This is a genomic window from Bacillus cereus group sp. RP29 (assembly GCF_040459765.1).
Lineage (GTDB): Bacteria > Bacillota > Bacilli > Bacillales > Bacillaceae_G > Bacillus_A > Bacillus_A paranthracis.
On record NZ_JARVHN010000001.1, the window covers coordinates 602,577 to 621,238 of the forward strand.

The window sequence follows — 18,662 nt, forward strand, 5'->3', positions numbered from 1 at the left end:
GTTGACAGGCCTTTCGTTTGAGGTGTATCTTAAAATCAAGCGTAATTATGACTATTTTTCGCCCATAGGGGGGAGACAATTGTGATTCAAACGAAACAAAAAGGCTTGCAGGAAGTTCTAAGTGCAGCCATTAAGCATGCAACTGATGAAAAAATATTGGTTAGTTTTGTAAAAAAAATAGACTGGATGGATCCACTTCTGTTTTATGCAGCAGGAAAAAGGATCTCATTCGAAAATAGATGTTATTTTGCAGACCCAGCTCAGCATGTAATATTTGCTGGAATTGGTTCTGTTTTCACTATAGCAACTGCTTCTCACAAACGCTTTCAAACTGCTCGTGACGAGTGGGATAAAGTAAAAGAGAAAGCATTTGTACAAAGAGAAAGATACGAATTTGGAACAGGTCCTCTTTTATTTGGTGGATTTTCATTTGACCAAGAAAAAGAGAAAACAGATTTATGGAAAGAATTTGATGATACGACATTTTCACTACCGGCATTTTTATTAACTGTAAAAAATGAAAAAGCATGGTTAACAATGAATACATTCGTTTCAGCAACAGATTGTGCAGAAACTCTTTATAACGAAATTGTTTCTTTAGAAGAGAAAATTTTTGAGGAGAGTAAATGTGCACTAGAAGGATCGAAATTAACAGTTACTTCTAAAGTAGAAGTGGATCCGAAAGGCTGGATGAAGTCCATTGAGAAAGTGCAAGATGAGATGAAGCAGGGGAACGTGCAGAAGGTTGTATTAGCGAGGGAGCTAAAAGTAGAGATGGATCATCATATTGATTCTGCGCTTGTTTTAGAAGCACTTCGCATTGGGCAACCAGATTGTTACGTATTTTCTTTTGATTATAAAGGAGCATGCTTCTTAGGAGCGACGCCAGAGAGATTAATTCGCAAAGAAGATGAGAAGTTTACTTCAATGTGTCTTGCTGGTTCAACTGGTCATGGTCAATCTATAGAAGAAAGTAAGCGAAATAGTGATGCGCTTCTTCATGATGAAAAGAATTTAGCTGAACACGGTTATGTTGTGAACATGATTCGAGGAGTATTAAATGAGCACTGCGAATCCGTTAATATTCCGGAAAGTCCCGGTCTATTAACAACGAAAAACTTAATTCATTTATATACGCCTGTAGAGGCAAAAGGCGACGCGAGTCTTTTAACGATGGTAGAAGAATTACATCCAACACCAGCTCTTGGCGGGACACCTCGTTTAGAAGCGATGAAACTAATTCGTGATGTTGAATTGTTAGACAGAGGATTATATGGTGCACCGATTGGCTGGATAGATGATGAAGGAAATGGTGAATTTGCGGTTGCACTTCGCTGCGGATTATTAAATGGAGAGAAAGCATCCTTATTTGCCGGTTGCGGGATTGTAATTGATTCAGTACCGCAACTTGAATATGAAGAAACAAGTTTGAAGTTTAGACCGATGCTTGGTGCTTTGGAGGAATTAATGAAATGAACAATCATATAGAAGCATTATCATATTATTTAGGCGCGTTCGTGGATGAACTGACGCGTCTAAATGTATGTGATGTTGTCATTAGTCCAGGCTCACGGTCAACGCCGATTGCTCTACTAATGGAACAACATGAAGGAATGAACACATATTTACATGTAGATGAAAGATCTGCAGGATTTTTTGCGCTCGGTATTGCAAAAGCGAAAAAACGTCCTGTTGCATTATTATGTACGTCAGGAACGGCTGCAGCGAACTACTATCCAGCTGTATGTGAAGCTTTTCATTCGCGAGTGCCGCTTATCGTCTTAACGGCAGATAGACCGCATGAATTAAGAGATGTCGGTGCACCACAAGCGATGAATCAAATTAATTTATACGGCACGTTTGTGAAGCAATTTACAGAGATGGCACTTCCAGAAGCGAATGAGGCGATGTATCATTACGCTCGCATGACAACGCAGCGCACGATAGCAAGCGCGCTTTTAGCACCGCAAGGACCTGTTCATCTTAATTTTCCGGTTCGCGAACCGCTTATCCCGGACTTCTCATTAGAAAGTTTATGGGATAAAGGACGCGGAGAATATACAGGAGTAGTTCAGCGAGGGAACGCGGTGATGCCGAGTGAATATGTAGATTCTCTTGTAGGGCGCCTTTCACATATGGAAAAGGGGCTTATTATTTGTGGAGATGATAGTCATTCAGAAATCGCAACGTTTGCAACGCAACTAGCTGAAAAAACGGGATATCCAATATTAGCGGATCCACTTTCTAACATTCGTAGCGGGCACCACGACAAAACGATGGTAATTGACTGTTACGATACATTTTTACGAAATGAATTGTTAAAAGAAACGTGGAAGCCGGACGTTTTAATTCGCTTCGGTGGTATGCCTGTTTCGAAAGCATTAACGCAATTCATTAAAAAACAGACGAAAGCCGTTCATATCGTTGTTGACGAATCTGGACAATGGAGAGATCCGGCTCTCGTTGCAACAGAAGTTGTCCAAGCGAGTGATATTGCATTTTGCAGTGCACTAATAGAAAAAATGCCAGTTATGAAAAAGAATGATTGGTCCCAAATGTGGCAACATATAAACGAAAAAACGAAGGAAACGCTTCGTGAAATGGAAACATATGATACGGCATTTGAAGGAAGAGTCATTACAGATATTGTCCGCGTATTACCAGAAGGGGCAACGTTATTTGCAAGTAATAGTATGCCAATTCGTGATACAGATTCTTTCTTCTTCACATCGGATAAAGACATTCAAGTAATGGCAAATCGCGGTGTAAATGGGATTGATGGGATCATTTCGACAGCTTTAGGAGCGAGCATGATTTGCGATCCACTTGTATTAGTGATTGGTGATTTATCATTCTATCACGATTTAAATGGACTACTAGCCGCAAAATTACATGAATTAAACATAACGATTGTCGTTGTAAATAATGACGGTGGCGGTATTTTCTCATTCTTACCACAGTATGAGAAAAAGGAACATTTCGAATCGTTATTTGGAACACCGATTGGTCTTGATTATGAGCATGTTGTCAATATGTACGGTGGTTCATTTAGCCGTGTAAATGGCTGGGAGCAATTCCGAGAAGAAGTACAAAAAGGAACAACGACAGAAGGTTTACACGTTGTGGAAATTTGTACGAACCGTGATGAAAACTTAACGTTGCACCGTACGTTATGGGCAAAAACACAGGACGTAATTACTACATCGTTGCAAGGTGAATCAAAATGAACGTAACGCTGCAAGGTGTATCGTATGAATATGAAGTAGTCGGAAGCGGGGAACCACTTCTACTTCTTCATGGTTTTACGGGAAGCATGGAGACGTGGCGTTCCTTCGTTCCTTCTTGGAGTGAGCAATTTCAAGTCATTTTAGTAGATATTGTTGGGCACGGAAAAACGGAAAGTCCTGAAGATGTGACGCATTATGATATTCGAAATGCGGCATTGCAAATGAAAGAACTATTAGATTATCTTCATATTGAAAAGGCGCATATACTTGGCTATTCAATGGGCGGTAGACTGGCGATTACAATGGCGTGTCTATATCCAGAATATGTACGCTCTCTTTTATTAGAAAATTGTACAGCTGGGCTTGAAAGTGAAGATGAGCGAAAAGAACGCTGTGAAAAAGATGAGCGACTTGCTCAAAAAATTGAGCGAGAAGGCATCGAAAGTTTTGTATCGATGTGGGAAAATATTCCGTTGTTTGAAACGCAAAAACGTTTAGCACAAAACGTACAAGAAGCAGTGCGAAAAGAACGACTTGCTAACAATCCAAAAGGGCTCGCAAATAGCTTGCGCGGCATGGGAACAGGGGCTCAGCCTTCATGGTGGAATGAGCTGCAAAACTTAAAAATGCCTGTTCTTTTAATGAATGGAGAGTATGATGAAAAGTTCTTTTGCATATTAAAAAATATCGAAAAATGCGTCTCTGACGCGAAATTTGTCAAAATTGATGGTGCTGGTCATGCAATTCATGTGGAACAACCGGAAAAGTTTGATACAATAGTAAAGGGATTTCTAAAAACTATGCAGTGATGCTTTTTTCAGTTAAGAATGAAGTTACACTTATAGAGGAGATCAGAAATATACAAGGAGGTAGTTGTAATGGCTATTGAATGGGTAAAAGAAGGCAATTACGAAGATATTATTTATTCAACATACAATGGTATCGCAAAGATTTCGATTAACCGCCCTGAAGTACATAACGCATTCCGTCCTAAAACGGTAATGGAGTTAATCGACGCTTTTGCACATGCTCGTGATGATGCAAATGTTGGCGTTATCATTTTAACAGGTGAAGGTGGACGTGCATTCTGTTCAGGCGGTGACCAAAAAGTTCGCGGTCATGGTGGATATGTAGGTGACGACCAAATCCCACGTCTAAACGTATTAGACTTACAACGTCTAATTCGCGCAATTCCTAAACCAGTTATCGCAATGGTAGCAGGTTATGCAATCGGTGGTGGGCACGTACTTCATATCGTATGTGACTTAACAATTGCTGCAGACAACGCTGTATTCGGACAAACAGGTCCTAAAGTAGGAAGCTTTGACGGTGGATACGGAGCTGGTTACTTAGCTCGTATGGTAGGTCACAAGAAAGCTCGCGAAATTTGGTACCTATGCCGTCAATATAGTGCACAAGAAGCGCTTGATATGGGCTTAGTAAATACAGTAGTACCATTAGAACAACTTGAAGCAGAAACAGTACAATGGGCACAAGAAATTTTAGCAAACAGCCCAATGGCACTTCGTTTCCTAAAAGCTGCATTCAACGCAGACACAGACGGTCTAGCTGGTATTCAACAACTAGCTGGAGATGCAACGTTATTGTACTACACAACTGACGAAGCAAAAGAAGGTCGCGACGCGTTCAAAGAAAAACGCCGTCCAGACTTCGGTCAATTCCCTCGTTTCCCGTGATCAAACCAAAAGCGGAAGCAGCTCGTTCAGAATGTGAGGGGGATGGAGCTTCTGACGTAGAGGCGCTTTTTGCCTCGTAGGAAGAAGTGAAGCCACCGAACATTCTAGCTGCTGTAGCTGGATGAGATCAAAAGCGAAAGCGGCTCACTTAGAACACGAGGGCGTTGGAACTCCTGACGTAGAGGCGCTTTTTGCCTCGTAGGAAGGCGTGAAACGACCGACTGTTCTAGCCGCTGTAGCTGGATGTTTTAAAAGCGGAGCCGACTGTTTAGCCCCGTTGGCTAAGGTTCTTTCGCACAGAAAGTGTTTTTTTACTTTCTTGTGCGGAAGGTTCTTAGACGGAAGGGGCTAGGAGGCGCAGCTGGATAAGGTCAAACCGGAAACAAAACAACTAAGAGACTTGATGTCATATCAAGTCTCTTTCTTTCATGAAAGGAGAATGAATGATGGAGACGATGCCAAATTGGTTAAAGCAACGTGCATTTTTAACACCAGATCGAACTGCAATTGAAATAGAGGAAGAGAAAGTTACTTTTATGCAGCTGCATGAAAAAGTAGTATCTGTTTGTGAGCATCTCACGCATGTTGGAGTGAAGCGTGGGCAAAAGGTGGCTGTTCTGATGAAAAATGGTATGGAGATGATTACAGTTATTCACGCCCTATCGTACGTAGGTGCAGTAGCTGTGCTTTTAAATACGCGTCTTTCAAGAGAAGAGCTACTTTGGCAAATGGATGATGCTGAAGTTATTTGTTTAGTGACGGATCAAGATTTTGAGGCTAAAGATGTTCCTGTGTATTCATTCACCGACATAATGAATGGACCAAAAGAGGAAGCCCCTATACAAGAAGAATTCTCTTTAAAAGAAGCGATGACAATTATTTATACGTCAGGGACGACTGGAAAACCGAAAGGCGTTATTTTAACGTACGGCAATCATTGGGCAAGCGCGGTTGGTTCTTCGCTTAATTTAGGACTTCGTGATGATGATTGCTGGTTAGCTTGTATGCCGATGTTCCACGTTGGCGGGCTATCTCTTTTAATGAAAAATATTATGTACGGCATGCGCATTTTACTCGTTCCGAAATATGATGCTGATTTTATTCATAAAGCACTTCAAACGAGAGGTGTAACGATTATTTCTGTCGTTTCTAAAATGTTAACTGATTTATTAGAGCGACTTGGGGCAGAGACATATCCATCTTCTTTACGATGTATGTTACTTGGCGGAGGACCAGCGCCGAAACCGTTATTAGAAACGTGTGTTGATAAAGGGATTCCTGTATATCAAACGTACGGTATGACAGAAACGTCTTCGCAAATTTGTACGTTATCCGCAGATTATATGTTAACGAAAGTAGGGTCAGCTGGAAAACCACTATTTCAGTGCCAACTGCGTATTGAAAAAGATGGCGTAGTAGTGCCGGCGTTTACAGAAGGCGAAATCGTAGTAAAAGGACCGAACGTAACAGGTGGTTACTTTAACCGTGAAGATGCGACGCGTGAGACAATTCAAAACGGATGGCTTCATACTGGCGACCTCGGTTATTTAGACGAAGAAGGATTTTTATACGTATTAGATCGCCGCAGTGATTTAATTATTTCTGGCGGAGAGAATATATATCCAGCTCAAATTGAAGAAGTGTTACTTTCTCATCCGGCGGTAGCGGAAGCTGGTGTTGTCGGTATGACTGATGATAAATGGGGACAAGTACCCGCTGCTTTTGTTGTAAAAAGTGGAGAGGTAACAGAAGAAGAAATTCTTCACTTTTGCGAGGAGAAATTAGCGAAATATAAAGTGCCGAAAAAAGCGTGGTTCTTAGAGGAATTACCACGAAATGCTTCGAAAAAATTGTTAAGACGAGAGTTAAGACAATTAGTGGAGGAGATGTAAGTGGAGATAAAAAAAGCGACACTTCATATAACGGAAATGCCACTCGTCATCCCGTTTGCTGCAAGCTACGGAACGTATGAAAAGCGTGAAAGTATCGTCATTGAATTAGAAGATACGGACGGGTGCATTGGATTTGGCGAAGTCGTTGCATTCTCTGAACCGTGGTATACGGAAGAAACAGTGAAGACGGCGCTACATGTACTGCAAGACTTTTTATTACCGGATTTATTAAAGGCTGAAATTTCTCATCCGAATGAAGTGCCAAGTTTGTTCCAGCATATAAAAAGAAACCGAATGGCAAAGGCAGGAATTGAAGGGGCTGTTTGGAATTTATATGCGAAGCGTCAAAACAAATCGTTAGCGACATTGCTTGGCGGAACGAAGGCTGAAATTGAAGTCGGCGTTGTAATTGGGATCAATACGATTCCAGTTATGTTAAAACAAATCGAGAAGTACGCTGAAGAAGGATACGAGCGTTTTAAAGTGAAAATAAAGCCAGAGCATGATTATGAGTTATTGAAAGAAATTCGTAAAGAGTTTCCACATATCCCGTTAATGGCTGATGCAAATTCAGCGTATACATTAGCGGATACAGAGAGTCTGAAACGACTAGATGAATTCCAATTGATGATGATTGAGCAACCGCTAGCGGATTACGATTTTCTTGATCATGCACAGTTGCAAAAGAAAATAGAAACGCCAATTTGTTTGGACGAAAGTATCCATAGTTTAGAAGACGCGCGCGTTGCGATTACACTTGGCAGTTGTCAAATCGTTAACATTAAACCAGGGCGAGTGGGCGGATTAACAGAATCAATCCAAATCCATAATTATTGTATGGAGCATAACATACCAGTTTGGTGCGGCGGTATGGTAGAGATGGGGATTTCAAGAGCACAAAATGTTGCGCTTGCATCATTGCCGAACTTTACGATTCCAGGCGATATATCCGCTTCTAGCAGACATTGGGAGAAGGATATTATTTCGCCGGAAGTGATGCTTGAGGGCGGAAAAGTGATGGTGCCGCAAAGTGTTGATACTGAGTATGAGGTAGATCGCGGGAGACTGGCGGAAATCACGAAGCAGCGGATTGTGTTTGAGCGGTAGGTTGAGTCTTTAAAATAGTGGGCGAATTTCGTCGTTAATTGTCGGTAAGTCGATATTCCTTGTCGAAACGTCGATATATTAAAAAAATCGTCGATATAATTCAAGTTGTGTTCGATATATTTGGAAAATCGTCGATATAATTTCATTTACTAAGGTTACTCCCGCGAGTAGCCTTTTCTTATTGTACAAATTGGATAGACTAGTTTACAATCGAGCGTATAAAGGGGGAGTAAAATGAAGCGCATTTCCATTTTAATAGCGGATGATGAGGCAGAAATTGCTGATTTAATTGAGATACATTTAGAAAAAGAAGGGTACCACGTCGTGAAAGCAGCTGATGGAGAAGAGGCAATTCATATTATTGAAACGCAGCCAATCGATTTAGTGGTTTTAGATATTATGATGCCGAAAATGGATGGGTATGAAGTGACGCGTCAAATTCGCGCGAAGCATCATATGCCAATCATTTTCTTAAGTGCGAAAACGTCTGATTTTGATAAGGTGACAGGTCTTGTATTAGGTGCAGATGATTATATGACGAAACCTTTTACACCAATTGAATTAGTTGCACGTGTAAATGCACAATTACGTAGGTTTCTTACGTTAAATCAGCCGAAAGTAGCGGAGAATAAATCTGCTTTAGAGGTAGGCGGGGTCGTGATTGATCCTGAGCGAAGAACAGTAAATGTGTACGGAGAACAAGTTGAATTAACACCGAAAGAGTTTGATATTTTATATTTATTAGCGAGTCACCCGAAGAAAGTATACAATGTGGAAAATATTTTTCAGCAAGTATGGGCAGATGATTATTATGAAGGCGGAAATACAGTTATGGTACATATTCGTACGTTGCGGAAAAAACTTGGGGAAGATAAAAGAAAAGATAAGCTAATAAAAACAGTGTGGGGAGTAGGGTATACTTTCAATGGATAACATGATGAAAAGCTTTCGATTTAAAATGATTGCCTTATTTGCGTTAAGTATGGTGCTCGCTGCAACTGTAACTTATATAATTTATAAAGGATTGCAGTTGTATTATAAAACGATGGTTCGCTACGAAGAGCCTTTAGCACAATTTAGGTCAATCGTAAGGGAATTTGGAGACATTAACTTCTTTTTAATTTTCTTTATCCCGTTGTCTATTATCTTTTTCTTCTTTTTGACAAAACCGTATTTAAAGTATTTTAGTGAGATTTCTAACGGGATTCATCATCTTGCGAACGGTAACTTTACGAATAGAGTTCAAGTTTCATCAAATGATGAATTTGGAGACATCGCGCGTGAAATAAATGTTGCGAGTGAAAAGTTAAAAGAAGCGGTGGAAAGAGGAGACTTTGCTGAAAGTAGTAAAGACCAGCTCGTTGTGAACTTAGCTCATGATTTAAGGACACCATTAACATCCGTGTTAGGTTATTTAGATTTAATTCTTAAAGATGAAAATTTAACAAAAGAACAAATTAAACATTTTTCCACGATTGCATATACGAAATCGCAAAGGCTTGAAAGCTTAATTGATGAATTATTTGAAATTACACGTATGAATTATGGCATGTTACAACTAAATAAAAAGCCGATTGATATAAGTGAGCTGCTTATACAGCTAGATGAGGAATTGTATCCGTTATTAGAAAAACATCATTTAGAAGCTAGATTGAATGTTGATCCTCATTTGCCGATTAATGGTGATGGGAAATTGTTAGCTAGAGTATTTGAAAACTTGTTAACAAATGCTGTTCGTTACGGATATGATGGGCAATTTGTTGATTTGAATGGGTATATCGATAATGAAGAAGTTGTCGTACAAGTTATGAATTACGGAGATAGCATTCCAGAAGAAGACTTACCGTATCTTTTTGATATGTTTTATACAGGTGATAAATCGAGGTCAGAGAACCGTGGCGGGACAGGCCTTGGACTGTTTATTGCGAAAAATATTGTTGAACAGCATAACGGTACGATTTCTGCTGAAAGTAATATAGTTAGAACAATGTTTGAAGTGCGATTGCCAAAAGAAGAGCACGTAACAATTTAATAAAAATTTAAACTTTACCCCACTTTTTATTTTAATAGTTTTTTCTATTCTATACGTAAGTTACGTTAAGGAGGAACTAGAAATGAAAAAGTGGGTATTTATTTCTTTTTTTATAGCGTGCACAGTATGTGTAGGCGTTTATATATCACCGTTATTTCAAAAGGAAATCGACGTTAAAATTGTCGAGAAAGATGAGCTAGTAAAGGCAGCAAATACCGAGGAGAAAGAGATTACGAAGGAACAAATTTATAAGGGCGATTTATTATTAGTTAACAGGGATTATCCAGTTAAAAAAGATAGTATTAGGTCTGATATTATAAATGTAAATCATAATAGTGAGTTAGTGAGAGGCTACGTAATATTTGATAGAAACCTTCGTTTATCAAAAAATGTTGTAAAAAAGTTTTTGAACGTTGTCGATGCGGCTGGAAAAGATGGCGTACAACATTTCTTAATGAATAGCGGCTATCGAGATTTCCAAGAGCAAAGACAGCTATATGAAAAAATGGGATCTGATTATGCACTCCCAGCAGGATATAGTGAACATAATTTAGGGTTATCACTGGACGTTGGTTCAACGCAAAAGAAAATGGAAAAAGCGCCTGAAGGAAAATGGATTGAAGAGAACGTATGGAAGCACGGATTTGTTTTACGCTATCCGAAAAATAAAAGTAACATTACAGGCATTCAATATGAGCCATGGCACATCCGTTATGTCGGCCTACCTCATAGTGCAATTATGCAAAAAAAGAAAATTACATTAGAGGAATACTTAGACTTCTTAAAAGAGCAAAAAGAAATCACAACCGATGTGGAAGGTAAGCAATATACGGTTTCTTATTATAAAGTTTCCGGAAACATGAAAGTGAATGTTCCGGTGAATAAGCAGTATGAAATTTCGGGAAACAATATGGATGGGGTTATTGTGACGGTTCAGGAATAGATAATCTTGATTCTCCCATAATAGTGCTCTATCGTGGGAGAATCAAAATAGAGGAACAAGTACATTCCTAAATAATAGAAGAAGTAACCTTTATATGACGAGGATTGTAATTCGTACATTTTCAATGACGTTTATTCAGAGTAAAAAAATCGGAGCTTCATCAACATTTTTCAGCCATATATACTCCTGACTATGGAAGCTATCCTTCATCCAGACATCGCCTTTATATACATTTGTTTTCTTGCGAAGCCAAGTAAGATAAGGTCCAATAACTTGAGGGTCTTCATCACGTTCATTCTGTTTTGGGAATGAGATTTGTCGCTGTTCTTCTGTTTTTATATTGATCATATAAAGTGTTGTAAACATCGTCGGAACAGGACCTTCTTTCCATGCCTTGTTTTCTTTTGCGCGAGCCACAACGACTTTGTTTGGTGAAAGCCATTCTAAATCAAGGTCTACATAACCTATAGGTGTGTATTCCTTTTGTTGTTTTGCTGTTACCATTGCTGCAATTGTGAGTTTTTTATTTTCTACAAAAAACCTTCCTTCTCCTGAAATATAGGCCAGTTGATTGGCTGATGGAGCCCACTTCATCCAGTCTTTGAACCATAGCATGTTACCAAGCGTTCGAAAGTGTGTCCCTTTTGATGAGATAACACATAATGTATTACTATCCATTGCCAAGGAGGCAGTAGGACTGGCCAAAAAACTAAGCCACTTTCTATCAGAACTCCACTTGAAATAGTTAGTATGCACCGCAAATAAATCAGTTTCATTTGTTTGAATCGTATAAAAAGGCTTTATTTTATCTTTAGCAAGATTTGCATCGACTGGAATTTTATAAAGTGGAACCTTGCCCCATCCAGTCGGACGCAAGCAGGATTGTGAGGAAACAATAAATTCCTTTCCATTTGGGAACCATTCGAAATCACTAACCCCAAGTGATACATTTTCAAAACCGTGCGGGCGACCATTTTTTATTTTTGTAACGTTTAATAAACCTTGATCAGTGTAAGCCAATTGATTTTTGTTTGGCGACCACTTAAAGTCAGATGTTACGACTCTTACATAAGGCTGATAGTTTATTTTCTCCTTCGTATCATAGATGAATAGGTTAGATTTTTTACCCGTTTCATCACTATCAATATAACCAATAAACCTACCATCATAAGACCATTTTGGAGAATACACATATCGATTCTTTGTGATTTGTATTTCTTGATTTCCTTTCTTTATCCATAGCTGATGATCCCGGATAAATGCAGCCGTGAGTGATGGAGGGGCTGCGCTAATCGTTGTTGGTACATACAAAGTGACTAAGGTTATAAATAATAAAATTCGAAATCCCAAGAATATCCCTCCTACTTATAGGTTGTCCGAATATGTAATGAAAACTCTCATTTTAAAAGTAGAGAAGAAAGTAATATAAAATTAAACATTATAACGTTATATTTACTTCTCCCTTTTTTTGTGTTACGCTAAACGTGTGAAAGATATATAAAATGAAATTTTAATGTAAGCGTATTCTTATGGCTTCTTATAGAAAAGGGTGGAAGTACAATGACAGAACGATTCGTACTACGTAATGTGAAACGTGTGAACGGGGAAGAGATTGACATTGTAATTGAAAATAATAAAATCGCACAGGTGACGAAAGCAGGTGCTGGAGAGGGTGGAAAGGTTCTTGATTACTCAGGTACTTACGTATCGAGTGGTTGGATTGATTTGCACGTTCATGCTTTTCCAGAGTTTGATCCGTATGGCGATGAGGTGGATGAAATTGGCGTTAAACAAGGGGTAACGACAATTGTTGATGCGGGTAGCTGCGGAGCTGATCGCATTGCAGATTTAGTAAAAAATAGAGAGCAGGCGAAAACGAATTTATTTGCCTTTTTAAATATTTCTCGCATCGGTTTGAAACGAATTGATGAATTATCCAATATGGAATGGATCGATAAAGAGAAAGTAATAGAAGCAGTAGAAAAGTATAAAGATGTAATCGTTGGGTTAAAGGCGAGAATGAGTAAAAGCGTCGTTTGTGATAGTGGAATTGAACCGCTGCATGTAGCGCGCTCTTTATCACGTGAAACATCATTACCGATTATGGTACATATCGGTTCAGCGCCTCCTCGCATTGAGGAAGTTGTACCTCTTTTAGAAAAAGATGATGTTATTACACATTACTTAAACGGGAAAGAAAATAATTTGTTTGATGAAGAAGGTAAACCGCTACCTGTGTTACTAGAAGCAGTGAATCGCGGCGTTCATTTAGATGTTGGGCATGGTAATGCTAGTTTTTCTTTTAAAGTAGCAGAGGCAGCAAAGCGTCACGATATTGCCTTTAATACAATTAGTACAGATATTTACCGGAAGAATCGCGTGCACGGTCCAGTGTATAGTATGGCTCATGTTCTTTCGAAATTCCTTTACTTAGGTTATCCGCTAGAAGAAGTGATTGATGCGGTGACGAAACATGCGGCAGAATGGCTTAAGAAACCTGAGCTTGGCCGTATTCAAGAAGGGGATATTGCAAATTTAACTTTATTTACGGTGAAAGATGAGAAGATTACGTTAATAGATTCAGAAGGGGATCAGCGCATTGCTGAAAGAAGAATTGATACGAAAGGGGTTGTAGTCAATGGGTTATTCATTGAATGCTAAGTACGGATTAAAAAGAGTAATAAATGCGAGCGGTAGAATGAGTATTTTAGGTGTATCCGCTCCGACAGATACAGTTATGGATGCAATGAAACATGGGGGACAAAATTATGTGGAAATTGCTGATTTAGTAGATAAAGCAGGAGATCATATTGCGAGAATTCTAGATGCAGAGGCAGCGGTTGTTGTGAATTCAGCATCGAGCGGAATTGCGCTTTCTATCGCAGCAATTGTGACAGAAGGAAATCGCCGTAAAAGTGAAAGACTTCATCAAGAGGTCATCGCGAAAAATGAAGTGATTATGTTAAAAGGTCATAACGTTCAGTATGGTGCTCCTGTTGAAACGATGATTTACTTAGGCGGAGGAAAACTTGTAGAAGTTGGCTACGCAAATGAAGGGAAAGCAGAACATATTGAAGATGCAATTGGTGAAAATACAGCAGCGATTCTTTATGTAAAATCACATCATGCCGTGCAAAAAAATATGATTTCTGTTGAAGAAGCATGGGAAGTTGCGCAGCGAAATAACGTACCACTTATCGTTGATGCGGCAGCTGAAGAAGACATTCAAAAATATGTGAAGTATTCAGACCTTGCCATTTATAGCGGTTCAAAAGCAATTGAAGGACCTACTTCTGGTATTGTTGGCGGGAAACGAAAATATATTGAGTGGCTGAAAGTGCAATTACATTGTATCGGAAGAAGTATGAAAGTTGGGAAAGAAACAACATTTGGCTTACTTCAAGCGCTTGATGAGTACGGAGTAAAAGAAGATAAGAGTGAGCAAGAAAAAGAGTTGTTACAAGTACTTATGCCGCTAAAAGAATTAAACGGTGTAAATGTAACGATTGTTCAAGATGAAGCGGGAAGAGCAATCTTTAGAGCTCGTATTCAGATTAACGAAAAAGAGTTAAATAAATCGGCAAAAGACGTTGTGACAGCATTACGCGAAGGGGAAATCGCGATTTATACACGTGATTACGGAGTAAGACAAGGATTCTTTGATATTGATCCACGTCCACTTCAAGGTGATGACATACATGTGATTGAAGAAAAATTGAGAGAAATTGTAGGGGGAAACTAAAATGACAAACATTCAAAAACGTTTTTATAAAGGCCGCGTAGCATTAAATGTATTAGCGAACAATATCGAAAATGCGAAAGATATTTTTGAAGCAGCAGAAGGTTATGTAGTAGTAGGTGTATTATCAAAAGATTATCCAACAGTAGAAGAAGCTGTTACAGCGATGAAAGCATATGGAAAAGAAATTGATGACGCTGTATCGATCGGACTAGGAGCAGGAGATAATCGCCAAGCAGCAGTTGTAGCTGAAATTGCGAAGCATTATCCTGGTAGCCATATTAATCAAGTGTTCCCTTCAGTTGGAGCAACACGTGCAAATCTTGGCGGAAAAGATAGTTGGATTAATAGTTTAGTATCGCCAACAGGAAAAGTAGGGTACGTAAATATTTCTACTGGTCCAATTAGTGCAGCTGGAGAAGAAAAAGCAATCGTTCCAATTAAAACAGCGATCGCACTTGTACGTGATATGGGCGGAAATTCATTGAAATACTTCCCAATGAAAGGGCTAGCTCATGAAGAAGAATATCGTGCAGTTGCGAAAGCTTGTGCAGAAGAAGGATTCGCATTAGAGCCAACAGGCGGAATTGATAAAGAAAACTTTGAAACAATTTTACGTATCGCGCTTGAAGCAAATGTAGAGCAAGTTATTCCGCACGTGTACTCTTCTATTATTGATAAGGAAACTGGTAATACGAAAACAGATGATGTACGTGAATTATTAGCAGTCGTGAAGAAGTTAGTTGATCAATATGCGTAAGAAAATTGCAGCATTTGGCGAAGTAATGATGCGCCTGCAAGTACCAGGATATGAATTGTTATCGCAAGCTAATACATTAAAATACTCCTTTTCTGGTACAGGTCTGAACGTTGCGGCAGCACTTTCTCATCTCGGGCATGAAGGGCTTCTTATTTCAACTTTACCGGAAAATTCGGTTGGGGATGCTGCATTATCTTACATTCAAAAGTTAGGTGTGCAAACCTCGTTTGTTTCAAGAGGCGGTAAATATGTCGGTATGTACTTTTTAGAAAATGGATTTGGGGCACGTGCAAGCCGCGTTACATATTCGAATCGATTAGAAAGTAGCTTTAATACGGCATGTGAAGAAATGTATCAATTTGAAGAAATCGCGAAGGAAATTGATATCGTTCATTTTTGCGGGATTACACTTGCGATGAATGATACTGTGCGCCATCATATGAAATCTTTAGCGAAAGCAGTGAAACAAAACGGAGGCACTGTCGTTTTTGATTGCAATTATCGTCCATCGCTTTGGGGAGAAGATGGATATGAACAGGCGAAACCGCATTATGAAGAAATGTTAGGGCTAGCTGATATTGTAATGATGAATGAAAAAGATGCGATGTTCGTTCTTGGAATGAAAACAGAAGAGACAGAGCGAGAAGCTCAACTTGTTGACCTTATTCCACAAGTAGCTGAAACATATCATATCACTACAATTGCTGGTACACATCGCTCTATTAATAGTGATAACACACACTCGCTGCGCGGATTTATATGTAAAGATGGTACGTTCACTTTTGCAAAAACACTTACGTTTTCTGTATATGATAGAATAGGTGCTGGAGATGCTTATACGAGCGGGATTATTCATGGCGAGATAGAAGAGTTTGCACCAGAGAAAGCTGTTTCATTTGCGTCAGCAGCTGGAATGCTTGCACATACAATCGTCGGTGATACGCCAATGTCATCAGAGAAGGATATACTTCGGGCAATGACGGCATCAGTAGGTGATGTAGAAAGGTAGTGGGTGTAACGGTGAACGTAACGAGGAAAAAAGGACCATTATATTTACAAATAAAAAACATTATTCGTGATCGAATATTGCATGGTGTATATGCGATTCATACAAATATTCCTTCCGAACCACAGTTAGAAGAAGAGTTCAAAGTAAGTAAAATTACAGTACGAAATGCGATTAAAGAACTCGCTCAAGAAGGATATTTGGAAAAGAAAAGCGGTAAAGGAACGAAAGTGATCCGTAACACTTCTGCGACAAAACTGTCAAAGGGTAAGAAATTTACTGAAGTGTTAGTGGAAGAAGGATATAAAGTACAGAAAAAATTGCTAAAAGCAGAAATTGTTCAGAATGAAGAAGGAACAGTGCCATTTCGATTATTCGGTAAAGAGAGTTTTCGTATTGAACGTTTATATACGTTAAATGATGCACCGTACATTCATTATACGCACTATTTCTCAGCGAAAATGGCAAGTACAGATTTATCGGACTTTGACTTGCAATCGCTTTATGATTTAGTTGAAGACCGAGGCATTCATTTAGAAAACTTCAGAGATGAATTCGCTGTTGGACTTGCGCCTAGTTTCGTTGCAGAAGCGTTAGGTGAAAAAGAGGGCACAGCGTTATTAAAACGAATGCGCTATTCTTACGATGAAGTTGGCGAAGTAATTGAATATAGCGAAGGCTACTACAATACAGAAATGCAGCATTATGTAGTGAATTATGACGTATAAAAAAAGAGGGGATGTTCCCTCTTTTTTTATAAAGTAAGGGGAATGAGAGATGGATATATACTTATTAATCGTCACGTTACTTGCAATTGCGATTGTTATTTTAGGGGTATCATGGTGGAAATGGCATGCATTTATTAGTTTAACAGTTGCGAGTTTATTTTTAGCTATTATGTCTGGACTGAACTTAACGAAAATAGTGACTGCCTATGAAACTGGTGTTGGTAGTGTACTAGGGCATTTAGTTGGTATTTTAGCTCTCGGAACAATTTTAGGGAAAATGATGTCTGATTCAGGGGCAGGCATGCAAGTGGCAGATTTCTTTATTCGATTTTTCGGCGTAAAAAAATTACCTTGGGCTATGTTATTTGCAGGGTTTGTTATAGGGATTCCCGTCTTTTTTGAAGTAGGGATTGTCATTTTATTACCACTTGTTATTTCAATTCGAAAAACAACGAAGCAAAACATATTATTAATTGCTTTACCTGTTATTGCGGGGTTATCTATTGTTCACGGGCTCGTGCCACCACATCCAGGGGCGATGACAGCAATCGGTATTTATAACGCGAACTTAGGAAAGGTACTTTTATATTCATTACTTATCGCGTTACCAACAGCCATTATCGCAGGACCGATATTTGCAAAGTGGGTACATAAAAGGGTTATACCTGAAAATGAACCAGAGCTTATTCGAGTTACGACTGTCTCAACTGACTTACCGAGTCGTAAAGTTTCATTCTTTATTATTTTATTACCAGTTGTATTGATGATTTTATCGGTCGTTGCACCATATATTTCATTACCGAAAAAGATGACTGAATTTTTTGTATTTATTGGAAGTCCAGTAATTGCTTTACTTATTTCATGTTTCGCAGCATTTTATTTACTTGGAATAAGACAAGGAATTAATAAAAAGATGATTAAAAAATTAACAGACGAAAGTTTATTACCGGTCGGTTCCATTATTTTAATTATCGGTGCAGGCGGTGGATTTAAACAAATATTAATTGAAAGCGGCGTTGGAACGGCGATCGCGCAAATGGCAGAACATATATCGTTATCACCAATCGTATTAGCTTTCATGGTAGCTGGATTAATTCGAATTGCAACAGGTTCAGCGACAGTAGCATTAACGACAGCAGCAGGGATTGTTTCACCAGTTATTCAGCACATGTCTGGTGTGAATTTAGAGTTGCTCGTTATTGCAACCGGAGCAGGTTCATTAATGTTTTCTCACGTAAATGATGCAGGGTTCTGGCTTGTAAAAGAGTATTTAGGTTTGACGGTGAAGGAAACGTTTAAAACGTGGACGGTACTCGAGACATTGTTATCATTTATTGCATTTGGTTTTGCGCTTTTATTGAATATGTTTATTTAGGAGATACCTTAACAGGTATCTTTTTTTTGATAAAGCCCATTTCTAAAAACAAGCCCGTTTTTAAGCAAGCCAAGCTTCCTATTCGCCCTGAAAACATAATATAAATGGAATCCCCTCATTTAGAGCAAGGTGAACTTGTTATGAATGATACTAAAG

Annotated in this window: 16 protein-coding genes; 15 read left to right on the forward strand and 1 reads right to left on the reverse strand. The window is 38.9% G+C overall.

Annotated features, from left to right (window positions below; genetic code table 11):
• Positions 1 to 81: 81 nt before the first annotated feature.
• The 9 genes from QCI47_RS03075 (at position 82) to QCI47_RS03115 (ending at position 10,898) form a co-directional block, all read left to right on the forward strand.
• A complete protein-coding gene (locus QCI47_RS03075; protein ID WP_000616745.1) occupies positions 82 to 1,476 on the forward strand; it encodes an isochorismate synthase in 1,395 nt (464 codons plus the stop codon).
• Positions 1,473 to 3,227, forward strand: coding sequence for a 2-succinyl-5-enolpyruvyl-6-hydroxy-3-cyclohexene-1-carboxylic-acid synthase (menD, locus tag QCI47_RS03080; protein WP_086707347.1), 1,755 nt, complete (start codon positions 1,473 to 1,475; stop codon positions 3,225 to 3,227). Before QCI47_RS03075 ends, menD begins: the two co-directional genes overlap by 4 nt.
• Positions 3,224 to 4,036 (forward strand): 2-succinyl-6-hydroxy-2,4-cyclohexadiene-1-carboxylate synthase, encoded by an 813-nt coding sequence (gene menH, locus QCI47_RS03085; protein ID WP_309422030.1) that lies wholly within the window; start codon positions 3,224 to 3,226, stop codon positions 4,034 to 4,036. The genes menD and menH overlap by 4 nt, the downstream gene beginning before the upstream one ends.
• A gap of 69 nt (positions 4,037 to 4,105) precedes the next feature.
• Complete coding sequence (menB, locus tag QCI47_RS03090) at positions 4,106 to 4,924, forward strand: 1,4-dihydroxy-2-naphthoyl-CoA synthase (protein WP_074541422.1); 819 nt, start codon at positions 4,106 to 4,108, stop codon at positions 4,922 to 4,924.
• A gap of 446 nt (positions 4,925 to 5,370) precedes the next feature.
• Complete coding sequence (locus tag QCI47_RS03095) at positions 5,371 to 6,816, forward strand: o-succinylbenzoate--CoA ligase (RefSeq protein WP_309422032.1); 1,446 nt, start codon at positions 5,371 to 5,373, stop codon at positions 6,814 to 6,816.
• Entirely contained in the window at positions 6,817 to 7,923 is a 1,107-nt protein-coding gene (menC, locus tag QCI47_RS03100; RefSeq protein WP_262717995.1) for an o-succinylbenzoate synthase, read from the forward strand. It begins immediately after the preceding gene.
• 234 nt (positions 7,924 to 8,157) lie between these two features.
• Positions 8,158 to 8,856 carry a response regulator transcription factor gene (locus tag QCI47_RS03105; protein WP_000822491.1) on the forward strand — a complete coding sequence of 233 codons (699 nt, stop codon included), beginning with the start codon at positions 8,158 to 8,160 and terminating at the stop codon, positions 8,854 to 8,856.
• Positions 8,849 to 9,955 (forward strand): HAMP domain-containing sensor histidine kinase, encoded by a 1,107-nt coding sequence (locus QCI47_RS03110; RefSeq protein ID WP_229132065.1) that lies wholly within the window; start codon positions 8,849 to 8,851, stop codon positions 9,953 to 9,955. Before QCI47_RS03105 ends, QCI47_RS03110 begins: the two co-directional genes overlap by 8 nt.
• Positions 9,956 to 10,037: 82 nt before the next feature.
• Complete coding sequence (locus QCI47_RS03115; RefSeq protein ID WP_086707338.1) at positions 10,038 to 10,898, forward strand: M15 family metallopeptidase; 861 nt, start codon at positions 10,038 to 10,040, stop codon at positions 10,896 to 10,898.
• Between the two features lie 135 nt (positions 10,899 to 11,033).
• On the opposite strand, the gene QCI47_RS03120 is transcribed toward QCI47_RS03115, so the two are convergent.
• Positions 11,034 to 12,248: a translocation protein TolB gene (locus tag QCI47_RS03120; RefSeq protein ID WP_309422035.1), complete on the reverse strand. Its 1,215-nt coding sequence runs from the start codon at positions 12,246 to 12,248 to the stop codon at positions 11,034 to 11,036.
• Between the two features lie 210 nt (positions 12,249 to 12,458).
• Between QCI47_RS03120 and QCI47_RS03125 the strand changes: the two genes are divergently transcribed.
• Genes QCI47_RS03125 through gntP form a run of 6 tightly spaced genes read left to right on the forward strand, consistent with a single transcriptional unit; the run spans position 12,459 to position 18,506 of the window.
• A complete protein-coding gene (locus QCI47_RS03125; protein ID WP_309422036.1) occupies positions 12,459 to 13,559 on the forward strand; it encodes an amidohydrolase/deacetylase family metallohydrolase in 1,101 nt (366 codons plus the stop codon).
• Entirely contained in the window at positions 13,537 to 14,640 is a 1,104-nt protein-coding gene (locus QCI47_RS03130; protein ID WP_076867814.1) for a DgaE family pyridoxal phosphate-dependent ammonia lyase, read from the forward strand. Before QCI47_RS03125 ends, QCI47_RS03130 begins: the two co-directional genes overlap by 23 nt.
• Before the next feature lies 1 nt (position 14,641).
• Positions 14,642 to 15,397, forward strand: coding sequence for a 2-dehydro-3-deoxy-phosphogluconate aldolase (gene dagF, locus QCI47_RS03135; protein ID WP_076874941.1), 756 nt, complete (start codon positions 14,642 to 14,644; stop codon positions 15,395 to 15,397).
• The gene (locus QCI47_RS03140) at positions 15,390 to 16,406 is read left to right on the forward strand and encodes a sugar kinase (RefSeq protein WP_061401699.1); all 1,017 of its coding nucleotides are present in this window, start codon (positions 15,390 to 15,392) and stop codon (positions 16,404 to 16,406) included. The genes dagF and QCI47_RS03140 overlap by 8 nt, the downstream gene beginning before the upstream one ends.
• Positions 16,406 to 17,131, forward strand: coding sequence for a GntR family transcriptional regulator (locus QCI47_RS03145; RefSeq protein WP_000539282.1), 726 nt, complete (start codon positions 16,406 to 16,408; stop codon positions 17,129 to 17,131). The genes QCI47_RS03140 and QCI47_RS03145 overlap by 1 nt, the downstream gene beginning before the upstream one ends.
• A gap of 49 nt (positions 17,132 to 17,180) precedes the next feature.
• On the forward strand, positions 17,181 to 18,506 hold the full coding sequence (gntP, locus tag QCI47_RS03150; RefSeq protein WP_000356177.1) for a gluconate permease GntP: 1,326 nt from the start codon (positions 17,181 to 17,183) through the stop codon (positions 18,504 to 18,506).
• The last annotated feature ends 156 nt before the right edge of the window (positions 18,507 to 18,662 follow it).